Origin of the sequence: Campylobacter canadensis (genome assembly GCF_013177655.1) — a bacterium.
Taxonomy (GTDB): Bacteria; Campylobacterota; Campylobacteria; order Campylobacterales; family Campylobacteraceae; genus Campylobacter_E; species Campylobacter_E canadensis.
The window spans coordinates 1,154,118-1,168,199 of sequence record NZ_CP035946.1 but is presented as its reverse complement, the minus strand read 5'-3'; the positions used below and the strand labels follow the sequence as shown (position 1 = coordinate 1,168,199).

The following is a 14,082-nucleotide window of genomic DNA, read 5'->3' as shown; positions in this document are numbered from 1 at the left end:
AGAATAGTTGGAATGCTTGGAAGAGTTGGAATAGTTGTAAGAGTTAGAAAAAAGCAACTTCAATCAAACCTAACTTAATATATTTATAAGTTTATTATTTGTTATTATGTATTTTTACTAAATGTTATTATCTTTATTTATTTATCTTACTTACTAACACAAAAAAGCATCTTTAAAAGTACTAAATAATCAACTTTAATTAGTAATTTTAAAGCTTAAAAAAAGCTAAAAAGTTATGTATTAAAATATAAGCTAAAGCTATAAAAGTATTTATGCATAATAATTTAAAACCAAGTACTTATTTTAATTTCTTGCACAAAAAGTAAAAAGATAAATTATTTTTTACAAGGAGTTATTATGAAAAAAGGTTTTACAATGATTGAACTAATCTTTGTTATTGTTATTTTAGGTATATTAGCTGCTGTGGCTATTCCTAAGATTAATGCTACTAGAGATGATGCGGAGAAGGTTAAGTCAGCTCAAAATATTGTTACTTTAATTGGGGATTTAGGGTCTTATTATACGGCTCAGGGGGAATTTAATGCAGATATTACAAAAATGACTAATGTTGCATTAACAAAAGCTACTGGAACTAGTGGTAGTGCTAGCAGTACCAGTGATTATACAATGAAAATTGGCGGAGATGATAAATGCTTAACTTTACAAATAAACACGAATGGCAAAGTAACATTTAAAGGAAATACAACTAGTAGTAAGAATGCTTGTAAAGAAACTTTAAAATTATCAACAGTAAAAGCAGCTTTTGGTGGTAAAGATTTAACAGCTAGTGGCGCAAATACTCACACAATCGACTATTCAGCTTCAGGTGTTAAATTAGATTTCTAATAAAAACAAAAACAAAAAGGTAGCCTAAAAACTACCTTTTTACTTACACTTTTTAAACCTTCAAACAAGTAAAAAACACACAACTTAACTCATTCACCACCATCAAAACACCCAACTACAAGCTTAAATAAAACTTAATTTAATGTGTTCTTAAGTTTATAGTAAAAAACACAAGATTAAATTAACAACATTTAGGGAAATTGCAGAAACTACCAATATTTAACCCTACAATATAAAAAAGCATTTTTAAAAACTATCTAATCACTCAAAATATTTATAACCCCAACACCATTTTTATCACAACAAATCATCATTCAATCCTACCAATTTTCAGTCCCACTTCCACCAACAATCAATCCTTACTCCGCTTATCAATACCCTAAAATATTTTTACGCTATCCAACCATTCAAACTTTACCCCCAACCAAAAAACAATAAACAACCCCAACTATAAGTTTAAATAAAACTTAATTTAATGTATTTTTAAGCTAATATTTAAAATGAGAGATAAATTTATGGCATTGCAAAGAGTTAAGAAGAGTTAAGAAGAGTTTGGGAAGGTTGGGAAGGTTGGGAAGGTTGGGAAGGTTGGGAAGGTTGGGAAGGTTGGGAAGGTTGGGAAGGTTGGGAAGGTTGGGAAGGTTGGGAAGGTTGGGAAGGTTGGGAAGGTTGGGAAGGTTGGGAAGGTTGGGAAGGTTGGGAAGGTTGGGAAGGTTGGGAAGGTTGGGAAGGTTGGGAAGGTTGGGAAAAAGAGCTTAAATAAAACTTAATTTAATGTATTTTTAAGTTTATAGTGAAAAATGGTAGGAAATTAAATTCTCAACTCTGAAAAGATTAGTAATGTTACAAATGCTATAAAGATTGCAAGACAGTATCTTCAATAAAATTTAATTTAAATTATTTTATAATTTTAATTAATAATTTATTTATATTAAATTATTTAATTTTATTATATATTTTCAAAAAATATTTATATTTTTAAAATTTACTTTTTATATTAAATATAATTTAGTAAAAAGCTTAAATTAAAGCTTTTTACTTACTTTTACCAAGCTGGTATGATTGCGCCTTTGAATTCTTTTAAAATTAGTTCCTTCATTTTAGGTGTTTTTAAAGCCTTTATGAAATCTTGTGCTTGCTTTGAGTTTTCGTTACCTTTTTTAGCAGCAACAATATTTACATAAGGACTATTTAAACTTTCAATAAAAATAGAATCACTTATTGGATTTAGCTTTGCTGCAAGAGCATAATTTGTATTAATAACTGCTAAATCGCATTCATCTAAAACTCTTGGAACTTGTGCTGCTTCAAGTTCTTTTATAATTAGATTTTTAGGATTGTGGCTAATATCAAGCACGGTTTTAAATTTAGCATTTTCATCAAGCTTAATTAAATTAGCTGCCTCTAAAAGCTCTAAAGCCCTTGATTCATTTGTTGGGTCGTTTGGTACATAGATTAAGGCATTGTTTTTTACATTAGCTATATTTTTTACTTTCTTAGAATAAATTGCCATTGGTGGTAAAAAAACCTCGCTAACCTTTACTATATGAGTTTTTTTGCTTTCGTTAAATTCATTCATAAATGGTTCGTGTTGAAACATATTTAAATCAAGCTCACCATCTTCTAAGGCAAGATTAGGCAAAATATAATCGTTAAATTCAATAATCTTTAACTCATAGCCAATCTCTTTTAAATCGTCTTTTATATTTTCTAAAATAAAGGCGTTAGGGTATGGAGTGATTCCAACCCTAAGCTCCTTAGCATTAAGGGAAAAAAGCAGGCTAAATGCTAGTAAAATCTTTTTCATCTTATCTCCTTAAAAACTAGGAATAATTGCACCTTGGTATTTTTCTTCAATGAATTTTTTTACTTCATCACTTTTTAATGCCTTTATTAAAAGTTGTGATTTTTCATTATTTACATTTGAAGTTTTTACCACCACTATATTTGAATATGGGCTGTTTTTATCTTCTAAAACAACTGCATCCTTGCTAGGATTTAAATTAGCAGCTAGTGCAAAATTAGAATTAATAACTGCTAAATCGCATTCATCTAAAACTCTTGGCAATTGCGCAGCTTCAAGTTCTTTAAACTTTAAATTCTTAGGGTTTTTAACAATATCAAGTGGAGTTTTTAATTCTACACTTTCATCAAGACTTATCAAGCCATTAGCCGCTAAAATATCCAAAGCCCTTGATTCATTTGTTGGGTCGTTGGGAATATAAACTAAAGCATTTTCTTTTAAATCACTAAGATTTTTTATACTTTTTGAATAAACTCCCATTGGTTCTAAATGTACAGCAACAATAGGACTTAGTTTTGTACCTTTTTGCTTGTTAAATTCATCTAAATATGGCTTGTGTTGAAAAAAGTTTGCATCAAGCTCATCATCATCAACTGCAAGATTAGGTAAAACATAATCATTAAATTCAACTATTTGTAAATTATGCCCATCTTTACTTAGAATTTTTTTTGCTACTTCTAAGATTTCAGCGTGTGGAACAGGTGTAGCACCAACTTTAATATCTAATGCAAAAATACTTGCACAAAGTGTTACTGATAATAATAATTTTTTCATTTTTTTTCCTTTAATTTAATTTAAAATAACTAAAAATTGTAAGTAAAATAAGAGCTAAAATATAAATATAAAATGCTTTATTTTTACCTTTATTGAGTGATTTTAAAACCACATCGCCTACTAATTGTACAAATTGAACCAAGATTATTAATACAATCACAGTTTCAATCATAACATCTGTTTTAAATCTTTGATAACCAAATCTAATAGCTACATCTCCAAGTCCTCCTGCTCCAACTATTCCTGCCATTGCACTATAACCTATAACTATAATTAAAGTTAGAGTTAAAGCACTGCATATTGCTGGCAAGCTTTCATTTAGTATAATTTTAAATATTATTTGAAATCTATTTGCTCCATAACTTTTTGCTGCTTCAATTATTGAATAATCAACATTATTAAAAGCTTCTTGAATTAATTTTGCAATAAAGGGAGCTATTCCTATTGTAAGTGGAACTATAATTGCATTTGTACCTATGCTTTTTCCAATTAAAAATTTAGTAAATGGAATGAGTGCAATTATCAAAACCAAAAATGGAAAAGACCTAAAAATATTTACAAAAACATCTAAAATTCTATAAAGAATTTTATTTTCAAACAAAGAGCCTTTTTTGCTAACAAAAAGTAAAATTCCAATTAAGCTTCCAAGTATAAAACCACCTAAGGTTGAAAATACGCTCATATAAATTGTCTCAAATAAAGCATTTTTTAAAATATTATTATAATGCGTTAAGAAAGTATTAAAAATATTTAAAATATCACTCATCACATAACTCCCAATTAATAGCGCATTTGCTAACAAAATTTGTAATTAAATCTTGGTTAGCTTTTTGCGTGTTTATAATTAATGTACCAACTGCTTTTTCGTTTATTAATTCAATTTTTCCCCAAACTATTGAAAAATCAATATTTAACTCTCTTGCCATTTGAGAAATAATGCTTTTATTTGCTACATCATCGGGAAAAATAAGCTTAATATTTACTCCACCTTTAGGCAAATGCTCATCTTCGCTTAAAAATTCTTTCATTTTTTTGCTAGGTTTTAAGAAGATATCATTTACACAAGAATTAGCAATGATATTGCCGCCATTTAGCAAACAAGCTTTATTTGCTATTCTTTTTACTGCCTCCATTTCGTGAGTTACTAAAACCACACTTATGTTTAATTCTTTGTTAATTTGCTTTAATAAATCAAGAATTTGATTTGTTGTTGATGGGTCAAGCGCACTTGTTGCTTCATCGCTTAAAATAATTTCAGGATTTAAGGCTAAGGCTCTTGCTATAGCAACTCTTTGTTTTTGCCCACCGCTAAGCTCTTTTGGATAGGAATAGGCTTTATTTTCTAAGCCAACTAAATCTAAAAGTGTAAAAACTCTTTGCTTTATAAAATCCTTACTTTTATTTTGCAAAAGCAAAGGCATTGCGATATTTTCATAAGCTGTTTTTCTACTTTCTAGTGCAAAATGTTGAAAAATCATTCCAACCTTTGTTCTTAATTTTCTTAAATCTCTTTCTTTTAAATCTTTTACTTCTTGATTAAAGACTTTTAAGCTACCTTCTTGGTAACTTTCAAGCCCGTTAATACAACGAAGTAAAGTGCTTTTGCCAGCTCCACTGTGTCCTACGATTGCATAAATATCGCCTTTGTTAATTTGCAATGAAACATCGTTTATAACACAAGTTTTACCGTAAAACTTTTTTAAATTGTTAATTTTTATCATTTTCTTTCCTTTTTTATTTGAAAGAAAAATAAAATTCATTTGAAGTTTTTGAAGTTATAAAAAGCTACAAAGATTTTACTTTTCTTCTTTAGTCGCTTGCTTTAGTATGTATTTTTTGCATCTGACTAAAAAAGAAAAGTTTTTTAATCAGATGCTAACGCATTTGCATCATCATCTTTTTATCCTTAAAATTAATTTTTTTGCTTATTTTAAGCATAAAAATTAATTAATGTCAAGATTTTTTTTAAAAAAATGATATTTTGTTACATTTTTACACAAATTATTCTTTAAAAGCAATAAAAGATGCAAAATTAGCCCAACGAAAAAAACTATCAATGTGTTTAAAACCAGCATTGGATAGTATTTTTACATTTTCATTGTATGTAAAAGGGATTAAAACATTTTCTAAGGCTGCTCTTTTTTGTGCTATTTCATAGCGTGAATAACCCATACTTTCTTTGTAATCTTCATAAATATCAATTATATTTTTTTGAAAGGTGTTATTTTCAAAAAGTACTTTTTCGCATAAAATAAAAATAGAATTATTATTAAGTTTTTTATATATTTTTTCTAAAATTTCTTGTCTTTTTAAGGGTCTTATAAAATGCAAGGTGTAAGCGCAAATTATCACATCAAAACTTGTATTTATTTTGTCTAAATTCTCAATTTCATCGTGTATGAAAGTTATATTAATATTTAAATCTTTAGCCTTTGTTGAAGCTTTATCTATCATACATTTGCTGCTATCAAGCCCAAAAAGCTCATAATCTTTTTTATTTGCTAGCGCTATTAGTGTATTTGCAGTTGAGCAGCCTATATCAAGAATTTTTGCATTTTCTTTTGCGTTTTTAAATAAAATATCACACAAAATTTTTTCATTTTGTTTATAAAAAGGCACACTTCTTGTAACCATATCATCAAAAACACGGACTACCTTTTCATCAAATTCAAATTGTTTTATGATTTTTTCACTAAAAACTTCATCTTTCATAAATAACCTTTTAATAAAAATATTTAGGCATTTTACAAGCTTTTTATTTAAAAGAAGTTATGAATTTACTTTGTGTTTTAGTTTTGAATGCAGCATAAAAGCAAATTTAAAAGAGAATTTTTTAGTAAAAAATAAATTTAAAATTCCAACAAAACCCCATCTTAAAATATGCTCACTCATAAAATTTTTAGCTTCTATTTTAGTGCATTCGTAATTATTACATAAGGTAAAAAAATCTTTTGGGCTATTTATTTTGCCAAGATAAGAAATATTCATTTTTTTTATAACATTATTTTTAATTTTTTTAAAAAATCTACTACCAACAAAGTCGCACAAAAGCTCAAATTCTTGCAGTTTTGATAAATTAGCCATTACTTTTTTTATTTGTTCATTACTAAAATACATAAATAAACCTTCAATTATTACTAATATTTTTTTGTTTTTAAAATCAATTTTATTTAAAAAATCATCATCTAAAACATCAGCACTTATAAATTCTTGATTAAAATTAGGTGTAAAATATTGTTTTTTTAACTCAATTACTTCGCCTAAATCACATTCAACAAAATAAGCATTTTTCATTAAACTAGCATTTAATCTATCATATCTTGCATCAAGCCCTGCAGCTAAAATTAAGATTAAGCAATTATCATTTTTATTTATAAATTCTTTACATTTTTTATCAAAATAAGCACTTCTTATGCAAGTAGCAACTCTGCTTAATTTTACATCTTTAATCTTTGAAAAATCATAATCAATAATTTTTACAAGATTAAAGGCTTTTTCATCTTTTAAAATAGCTTTTTTATGCGAAAATTCCAATGCTTTATAATATAAAGTTATAAATAAACTTTGTGATAAATTGCTTAATTTCATTTTATACCTTATGTGGTTTTTCTATGCGAATTGCACTTGCATTATTATGCTCATCAATGCTAAATGCTGCGCCAAAACCTTTTACATATCTACCGCTTTTTATACTCAATTTTACAAAATGAAAATCTTTCATAGCAGCAAAAACAGAAGCTTCGCTAAATCTTTGTTTAAGAATACTAAAAAGCTCTTCAAACCTTTCTTCTCTTGGAAGAATTGTAGCCTTTACTTGATATCTTAATCTTATTCTTGCAAATACTGTTTTTGCTTCTTTTTCATCTTGTAAAAACATAATTTCAATATTTGGATTTTTACTAATAGTTGTGTAATGTTCGGCAACTTCACTTATAAAAATAAATATTTCATCACCATTAAAAATAATAGGTGCATAAGATGATATAAAGCCATTTTCATCGCCACTTGCAATTACAACACTTTTAAAAGAGTGCATATAATTTTTTATTTCTTCGTTTAATTTTGAGCCATCTTCTTTAGGCTTTGCTTTTGTACATAAATTAATTATTTCATAATGCAATGTTTCATCATTTGCTTTATTATCGTAATTAATACTAAATTCATTACCATCATAATTTATTGTAATTTTTTCATAGTCTAAATGCGTTAGTTTTGCTTCTTTTGCATCAACATTTTTGTGAAATTTAACTAAATTTTTAATACTATCAATATGTTCTTTATTCATATGCTCTAGGGCATTTTTTAATTTTTCATTCATTTTTTCTCCTTTTAATAATTACTATTTTGTATTTTGTATTTTTAAATATTATTTTACATGTTAACTCCTTTATTTTAATTCGTAAATTATTGTTTTTTCATATTCACAAAGTGTGAAATTAAAATTATAAATCTCATAATCTATTTTTAGTATTGCCTTTTTTGCTTCACTTAAAAAAGGCTCTTTGCCTGTTGCTTTTATTATTCTTATATTTTTATTTTTGTCTATACTAAAAATTATTTTTACTGCATATCTTCCATAAAGAGACAATTTAATTGCTTTTTTGGGATAATTGTTTTTTATGTTATAAAATTTAATTGCGCTTGCACAAATATTTTCATTTATACTTTGTGTATTATTTTCATTATTTATATTATTTTTAGTATTGTTTTCTTGCTTAGCATTAGTTGTTTTTTTGCTATTTTTATTTTGTGAATTTTTATTTATTACTTTATTATTGTTTTTAATTTTTTTCTCAATTTTTTTCTCAATTTTTTTCTTTATTATTTCTTCTTTACTTTCTACTTCACTCTCTTTTTCAATTTCTTCTTTAATTTCTTCTTTAATTTCTTCTTTAATTTCTTCTTTAATTTCTTCGCTACTCTCTTCTTTAAACTCTTCTTTCATCTCTTCTTTATTTTTATTCTCATAAAGACTAATTTGAATTTTATTATTTTGTTTTTCTTTATAATTTGCATTTACTGGTATGCTAAGAATTAACAAATTAATAAATAATGCAATAATGTAATATCTCATTGGATTTGCTCTATTAATGTGCTTATTGTTTTAGTAATGTTATAACTAGCTCTTAATAAACTTGCTGAGTTGCTTGTTAATATTTTATTATCTTTATATGCCTTACTTAATTTTAATAATGGATATTGTTTTATTAACTCTTCTTTATTGCCAAAATAAATAATTACATCAGGATTAGAGCTTAGAATATATTCAATATTTACTATTGGACTTTGCTCTTTTTGTGTGCAAATATTTTTTACTCCAATGTGATTAATTACATCATTGGCTAAATTATTACTACAAAAAAGCATTAAAGGATTTGCCGAAAATACAATAATTGCGCTTTTATTTTTTATAACATTCTTTGTTTTACTTAAATAATTATTAAATTCTAAAAGTAATTTTTCTCCATTACTTTCTTTATTACTAATTTGAGCAAGAAATTTAATATTTTGTTTAATATCTTCTAAGTTATTTGCTTCAATACTTTTTCTTTTTATGTTAAATTTGTCTAATTGTTCAACATTTAAAGAATGATGAGAATAGAGTACTAAATCAGGATTTAGTGAGATTATTTTTTCCATATTAACTCTAATATATGTTCCAACACTATCTAAATCTTTGCTTAAATACTCAGGTTCTATTTTTGAGCTTTGTGTTTTTGCTATTGCTAAAATATTGTCTTTTGCACCTAATTTAAGCAAAATTTCTACTGCGCTTGGTTCTAAAACCACTAGACTTTTTGCATTTAATAATATGGCACTTAAAAATAATAAAATTATTTTTTTCATTTTATCTCCTAATAAATTAAAACTTTTTTATTGTTTATATTGTGGATTTGGTTTTCAATTTTAAAAATATTTTTAATTGAATTAGCGTTAAAGTCAGTGTAAGCTATTTTTTTATCTTGTATAAAAATAAAATCACTGCAATAATTTAGCGCTAAATATAAATCGTGAATTACCATTATTACGCATATATTTTCTTTTGCTAATTTTTTGCATAAATTCATTATGTAAATAGAATAATTAATATCAAGTGCGGCATTAACCTCATCAATTAACAATATTTTTGGTTTTTCAATCAAGGCTCTTGCCATTAAAACTCTAGCAAATTCTCCACCGCTAAGGCTTTGAATAAGTCTATTTTTATAGTTTTTTAATTCTAAAAGTTCTAAAACTTCATCAAGTTTTTTATAATCATCTTTATTGTATGAAAAAAAATAAGCTTTATTTTTAAACAAGCCCATTAAAATAAAATCTTTTACAATAAAAGGCATAAAAATACTTGATTTTTGTGGTATGTAAGATATTATTTTTGCTAATTCTTTAGAATTTAATGTTTTTAAATTTGTGTTTTTATAGCTTATACTTCCTTCATAATTGTTTAGATTTAAAATACATTTTAGTAAAGAACTTTTACCACAACCATTAGCACCTAAAATAGCATAAAATTTACCTAAATTAAATTCATAATTTACTTGATTTAAAATTAGATTATTTTCATAATTTAATTTTAAGTTTTCTATCTTAAGCATTTTTCTTTCCTAATGCCAAATAAATAAAAAAAGGAGCGCCAAAAAACGATGTAATCACTCCTACAGGAATTTCAGTAGGGTACATAATTAGCCTTGAGATATTATCGCAAGCTAGTAAAAATATACCGCCCAACATTGATGAAAGTGGTATTATTAAAACATTGCTAGAATTTTTTAAAAACATTCTTAATATATGTGGAATAATAAGCCCTACAAAAGCTATCATACCGCAAAAAGCAACGCTAAAAGACACACAAAGACAAGACATAATTATTAAATTCTTTTTGCATTTTTCAACATTAAGTCCAAGAGTGCTTGCTTCTTCATCAGCACACAATAAAATATCTAATTCATATCTTTTTAGATAAAAATAAGTTAAGCTAATAAGGCTAACAATAAAAACAATAATAACCTTAAACCAAGTTGCTGCACCAAAATAACCCATTAGCCAAGCTGTTATTTTAAACGAATCTTGCCCAATTAAGTAAATAAAAAAAGAAGTAAAAGATGCTAAAAAAGCAGATATTGCTATACCTAAAATAAGCAAGGTTGAAATATTTTTATTTTCTTTATAAATTGCTAAGATAATAAAGCATAAAATCATAGAAAAAATAAAGGCAAAAAGCCCATAAAAAATCTCACTTATATTTAGCAAATAAGCAAGCACAGCACCAAAGGTTGCAGCACTTGCAATTCCTATTATATAAGGGTCTGCAAGTGGATTTAAAAATACGCTTTGAACCACAGCCGCACTACTTGCAAGTAGCATTCCTACCAAAAAGCATAATAAAATTCTAGGTAGCTTTAATTGTAAAAATACTATTTGTGTATTATCGTCTGCTTGCATAAGGATTAAGTCTAAAAGAGACTTAAATCCATAAATGCTATTACTTGCACTAAGACCAAGAGACAAAATTATAAAAGCAATTGAAATTAGAGCAAAAACAATATATTTTTTCATTAAAAACTATACCTTGTTTCTAAATAAAATGTTTGTTTTGCTGCTGGTTGGCATAAATTATTGCTGCAATAAATATTATATTCTTTTGCAAAAATATTTTTAGCATCAATATTTATATCTAAATTCTTAATAGCTTTTATGCTAAAACCAATATCAACTAAGCCATAACCGCCTTGGTAATTATTGTTTGTATCTTTTGCAAAATCCCAATTTTGCTTTGAAAGATAAGAATAATTTATCCTTGCAAAATAATTATTTATAAATTCATATGAGGCGTTTAAGTTAATTTTATATTTTGGCACTAAAGGTATGTATTGTTTGTTTTTGTAAGGATTTAATTCATCATTTTTTACCTTAGCATTTATATAAGAAAAACTTTCGTTTAATGAAAGAGTATCATCTAAAAGCATTTGATTTAGGCTAAGCTCTGCTCCGTATCTTTGTGTTTTTGAAATATTATTATATGTCCATTGCAAGCCTGTTGCGTGTGGTGGTCTGCCGCTAGTCATATTTATATAAATTTCATCTTTTGTATCGGTGTAAAAGAATGCCAATTGTGCAAAATTATCAAACACAAGACCTTTTAAACCAAGTTCGTATGTTAGATATTTTTCTGCTTTTACATTGTTGATTTTATATTCATTATTTACCTTATCGGTAAGCTCATAAGGTGTAGGAGAGCTAAAACCGCTTTCAAATTTAAAATATGCTTTTAAATCATCATTTAAAGCCTTAGAAAAAATTGTATTAAAAGCAAGATTATTATAATTATTATCATCACTTAATGCTAAAATATTACTTGAAAACCTTTTAACATTGTATTTAGAATTCTCAAATCTAAGACCAAAAGATAAATCAAAAGCATTTAAAGCAAAAAGAGAATTTGCAAAAAGAGAATTAGTTGTTTTATTTACTTCGTTTTTAATACTACCTTGATTTCTTAAGCCATTATTATACGAATAATCATATCCTAAACTAAGTTTTGTAATCTCATTTGCATTAAAAATACTTTTAATTGTTAGTGCAACTTTTTCATCTTTAAGATTAGAATCATCATAAGAATAATTAAAATAATAAGGAATTATTGCTAATTCAAAATCTTCATTATGATAATTTAATTTTAAACTAGTGCTTAGATATTTATTTATTGTAAAATCCTGCTCTGCAGCATTTATATAAGCTGGTTTTGGATAAAAAGCAGTTTGTATTAAACCGCCTGAGCGTCTATCGTTTAGTAAAGTTGCAGCATCAAGCATAGCGCTTTGTTTTATTTTTTCTTCTTTATAACTTGTATCAAAACTAAGGTCTGTATTATCGCTTAGTAAAAATTTTAAAGCAAGACTTGCTGAGTCTGATTTATTTTTGTCTGCTCTTTGATATCCTCCTTCATCAATTTTATTATATGATAGATTTAAAAAAACCCTATCTTGTAAAAATGTACCAGCGTTTAAACTAAGTGATTTATGATCAAAAGAGCCTGTTTTTAGCCTAATATTTGCATAATCTTTCATTTTGCTATATTTTTTACTAATAATATTTACAACTCCACCAACAGCACCATCTCCATAAATTACACTACCTCCACCAGCAATAACTTCAATTTGTTCAACCTCGTCAATATTAATAAAATCAAGCGGAGTTGCAAGGTGAGAGTTATCACTAGGATTTATTAAGACTCCATCTATAAATATTTTAACCCTTGTATTAGCCTTAGCTCCCTGCCCACGAATATCAATACTATCGCTTGTGCCTGTTCTTGCTATGCTAATTGACGGAAAGGTCTTTAATGCATCGTAAATATCTTTATAGCCTTTATTTTCTATATCTTCTTTGCTTAAAACTAAAACATTATGACTAGTATCTTTTAGGCTTTGAGTAAAACCACTTGAAGATATAACTTGTGTTTGTAAAATATTTGTATTTGCTAAAGCGCTAAGTGTAACTACGCTTAATAATAAGTATTTTTTCATTTTTTTACCTTTGAATATTTAATTTTATTTGCTCTTGATTTTGAGCTTGTAAAAATGCTATTAAATTAATAACATCACCGTAATCTATCTTTTTGTCCGCATTTAAAATTATTATTTTTTTCTCATTTAGATATCCTTTTAGTTCTTCGTAATTAATCATTTTGATTTCTTTTTTATCTTTTACAAATAATTCTTTATTGTTATTTAGTGATATTTCTAATATATTTTCAAATGTATTTTGACTTTTGCCCTCTTCTTTAGGTAGCAAAACATCAAACTGCCAATAATGCTTAAAACTTGAACAAAGCATAAAAAAAATCAACATAACAAAGATAACATCAATTAAATTAAGCATTGAAATTTCTACAAATTCAGGCTTTTTTCTACTAATTTTTTTCATTCTTTGCCTTGATTAAATTATTTAAATATAAATATATTTCATTGTTTAAATAATCTATTTTTTTATTAAAAATAATATGAAAAAATAAAGCAAAAATAGCAACACATAAGCCAAAAGCGGTTGTAAGCAGAGCTTGGCTTATACCACTAGCAACAACGCTTTCATCAGCATTTGAAAGGGCTTTAAAAGACTGTATCATACCTGTAACTGTGCCTAATAATCCAAGTTGAGGTGCTATTGTTATGCTTATTCCAAGAAAATAAGAAAGATGCTCTAGTCTTTTTATTTCATTTTGATAACATTGTTCTATTGTGATTTCATCATCTTCATTTATTATTTGTTTTAAAACTACTGCAATGCTATTGTTATAGTTTTTTAAATATTCATTTAATTCTTGAAACTTTTTTGCTTTTATTTTTGCTTTTACAGTATTTTTAAAAGCTATATTTATACTTTTTTGTTTTATGAAAAGTATGTGTAATTTTTCAAGTATTATTGCACTAGAAAGTAATAAAAGTGCAAAAATAGGCCACATAAATATCCCACCTTCTTCTAAATAATGATACAAATTTTTCTCCTAATTTTAATAATTAATATTAAAATGAATTTATCATAAGATAACTTAAAATTAAATTAAAAATTAATATCAAAAATATTTTTTTATATAAAAAAATATATTAAAAATAAAAAAAATATTAAATAATAGAGTTTTATATTATATAAAAAAAGAATTT

The 14,082-nt window shown here is 26.0% G+C and carries 15 protein-coding genes; 1 reads left to right on the top strand and 14 read right to left on the bottom strand.

Translation table 11 applies throughout. The features are described from left to right. The first annotated feature begins 357 nt into the window (after positions 1-357). Entirely contained in the window at positions 358-846 is a 489-nt protein-coding gene (locus CCANL266_RS05590; RefSeq protein WP_172232608.1) for a type II secretion system protein, read from the top strand. A 1,045-nt stretch (positions 847-1,891) separates the two neighbouring features. Here the strand turns inward: CCANL266_RS05590 and CCANL266_RS05580 are convergent. From CCANL266_RS05580 to CCANL266_RS05515, 14 genes are all read right to left on the bottom strand, one after another. Continuing rightward, the gene (locus tag CCANL266_RS05580; protein ID WP_172232606.1) at positions 1,892-2,653 is read right to left on the bottom strand and encodes a MetQ/NlpA family ABC transporter substrate-binding protein; all 762 of its coding nucleotides are present in this window, start codon (positions 2,651-2,653) and stop codon (positions 1,892-1,894) included. A 9-nt stretch (positions 2,654-2,662) separates the two neighbouring features. Beyond that, on the bottom strand, positions 2,663-3,424 hold the full coding sequence (locus CCANL266_RS05575; RefSeq protein WP_172232603.1) for a MetQ/NlpA family ABC transporter substrate-binding protein: 762 nt from the start codon (positions 3,422-3,424) through the stop codon (positions 2,663-2,665). A gap of 10 nt (positions 3,425-3,434) precedes the next feature. Then, positions 3,435-4,190, bottom strand: a complete 756-nt coding sequence (locus tag CCANL266_RS05570; RefSeq protein WP_172232600.1) for a methionine ABC transporter permease — start codon at positions 4,188-4,190, stop codon at positions 3,435-3,437. Next, positions 4,183-5,145 (bottom strand): methionine ABC transporter ATP-binding protein, encoded by a 963-nt coding sequence (locus CCANL266_RS05565; protein WP_172232597.1) that lies wholly within the window; start codon positions 5,143-5,145, stop codon positions 4,183-4,185. Before CCANL266_RS05565 ends, CCANL266_RS05570 begins: the two co-directional genes overlap by 8 nt. A 280-nt stretch (positions 5,146-5,425) precedes the next feature. Further along, positions 5,426-6,136 (bottom strand): carboxy-S-adenosyl-L-methionine synthase CmoA, encoded by a 711-nt coding sequence (gene cmoA, locus CCANL266_RS05560; RefSeq protein WP_172232594.1) that lies wholly within the window; start codon positions 6,134-6,136, stop codon positions 5,426-5,428. Between the two features lie 57 nt (positions 6,137-6,193). After that, entirely contained in the window at positions 6,194-7,012 is an 819-nt protein-coding gene (locus CCANL266_RS05555) for a class I SAM-dependent methyltransferase (protein ID WP_172232591.1), read from the bottom strand. Between the two features lies 1 nt (position 7,013). Next, positions 7,014-7,742: a pyridoxamine 5'-phosphate oxidase family protein gene (locus CCANL266_RS05550; protein WP_172232588.1), complete on the bottom strand. Its 729-nt coding sequence runs from the start codon at positions 7,740-7,742 to the stop codon at positions 7,014-7,016. A gap of 69 nt (positions 7,743-7,811) precedes the next feature. After that, positions 7,812-8,498 carry a hypothetical protein gene (locus CCANL266_RS05545; RefSeq protein ID WP_172232585.1) on the bottom strand — a complete coding sequence of 229 codons (687 nt, stop codon included), beginning with the start codon at positions 8,496-8,498 and terminating at the stop codon, positions 7,812-7,814. Then, positions 8,495-9,271 (bottom strand): ABC transporter substrate-binding protein, encoded by a 777-nt coding sequence (locus CCANL266_RS05540; RefSeq protein WP_172232582.1) that lies wholly within the window; start codon positions 9,269-9,271, stop codon positions 8,495-8,497. Before CCANL266_RS05540 ends, CCANL266_RS05545 begins: the two co-directional genes overlap by 4 nt. Before the next feature lie 8 nt (positions 9,272-9,279). Continuing rightward, complete coding sequence (locus CCANL266_RS05535) at positions 9,280-10,017, bottom strand: ABC transporter ATP-binding protein (protein ID WP_172232579.1); 738 nt, start codon at positions 10,015-10,017, stop codon at positions 9,280-9,282. Beyond that, positions 10,010-10,978, bottom strand: a complete 969-nt coding sequence (locus CCANL266_RS05530; RefSeq protein WP_172232576.1) for a FecCD family ABC transporter permease — start codon at positions 10,976-10,978, stop codon at positions 10,010-10,012. Before CCANL266_RS05530 ends, CCANL266_RS05535 begins: the two co-directional genes overlap by 8 nt. Beyond that, positions 10,978-12,948 (bottom strand): TonB-dependent receptor, encoded by a 1,971-nt coding sequence (locus CCANL266_RS05525; protein ID WP_172232573.1) that lies wholly within the window; start codon positions 12,946-12,948, stop codon positions 10,978-10,980. The genes CCANL266_RS05530 and CCANL266_RS05525 overlap by 1 nt, the downstream gene beginning before the upstream one ends. Before the next feature lie 4 nt (positions 12,949-12,952). Continuing rightward, positions 12,953-13,348, bottom strand: coding sequence for an ExbD/TolR family protein (locus CCANL266_RS05520; protein WP_172232570.1), 396 nt, complete (start codon positions 13,346-13,348; stop codon positions 12,953-12,955). Further along, positions 13,335-13,916 (bottom strand): MotA/TolQ/ExbB proton channel family protein, encoded by a 582-nt coding sequence (locus CCANL266_RS05515; RefSeq protein ID WP_216657286.1) that lies wholly within the window; start codon positions 13,914-13,916, stop codon positions 13,335-13,337. The genes CCANL266_RS05520 and CCANL266_RS05515 overlap by 14 nt, the downstream gene beginning before the upstream one ends. Positions 13,917-14,082 lie beyond the last annotated feature (166 nt).

Bases quoted from the DNA above. Each gene is read 5' to 3' on its own strand.
- CCANL266_RS05590 (WP_172232608.1), top strand. From the start codon at position 358: ATGAAAAAAGGTTTTACAATGATTGAACTAATCTTTGTTATTGTTATT.
- CCANL266_RS05580 (WP_172232606.1), bottom strand. From the start codon at position 2,653: ATGAAAAAGATTTTACTAGCATTTAGCCTGCTTTTTTCCCTTAATGCT.
- CCANL266_RS05575 (WP_172232603.1), bottom strand. From the start codon at position 3,424: ATGAAAAAATTATTATTATCAGTAACACTTTGTGCAAGTATTTTTGCA.
- CCANL266_RS05570 (WP_172232600.1), bottom strand. From the start codon at position 4,190: ATGAGTGATATTTTAAATATTTTTAATACTTTCTTAACGCATTATAAT.
- CCANL266_RS05565 (WP_172232597.1), bottom strand. From the start codon at position 5,145: ATGATAAAAATTAACAATTTAAAAAAGTTTTACGGTAAAACTTGTGTT.
- cmoA (WP_172232594.1), bottom strand. From the start codon at position 6,136: ATGAAAGATGAAGTTTTTAGTGAAAAAATCATAAAACAATTTGAATTT.
- CCANL266_RS05555 (WP_172232591.1), bottom strand. From the start codon at position 7,012: ATGAAATTAAGCAATTTATCACAAAGTTTATTTATAACTTTATATTAT.
- CCANL266_RS05550 (WP_172232588.1), bottom strand. From the start codon at position 7,742: ATGAATGAAAAATTAAAAAATGCCCTAGAGCATATGAATAAAGAACAT.
- CCANL266_RS05545 (WP_172232585.1), bottom strand. From the start codon at position 8,498: ATGAGATATTACATTATTGCATTATTTATTAATTTGTTAATTCTTAGC.
- CCANL266_RS05540 (WP_172232582.1), bottom strand. From the start codon at position 9,271: ATGAAAAAAATAATTTTATTATTTTTAAGTGCCATATTATTAAATGCA.
- CCANL266_RS05535 (WP_172232579.1), bottom strand. From the start codon at position 10,017: ATGCTTAAGATAGAAAACTTAAAATTAAATTATGAAAATAATCTAATT.
- CCANL266_RS05530 (WP_172232576.1), bottom strand. From the start codon at position 10,978: ATGAAAAAATATATTGTTTTTGCTCTAATTTCAATTGCTTTTATAATT.
- CCANL266_RS05525 (WP_172232573.1), bottom strand. From the start codon at position 12,948: ATGAAAAAATACTTATTATTAAGCGTAGTTACACTTAGCGCTTTAGCA.
- CCANL266_RS05520 (WP_172232570.1), bottom strand. From the start codon at position 13,348: ATGAAAAAAATTAGTAGAAAAAAGCCTGAATTTGTAGAAATTTCAATG.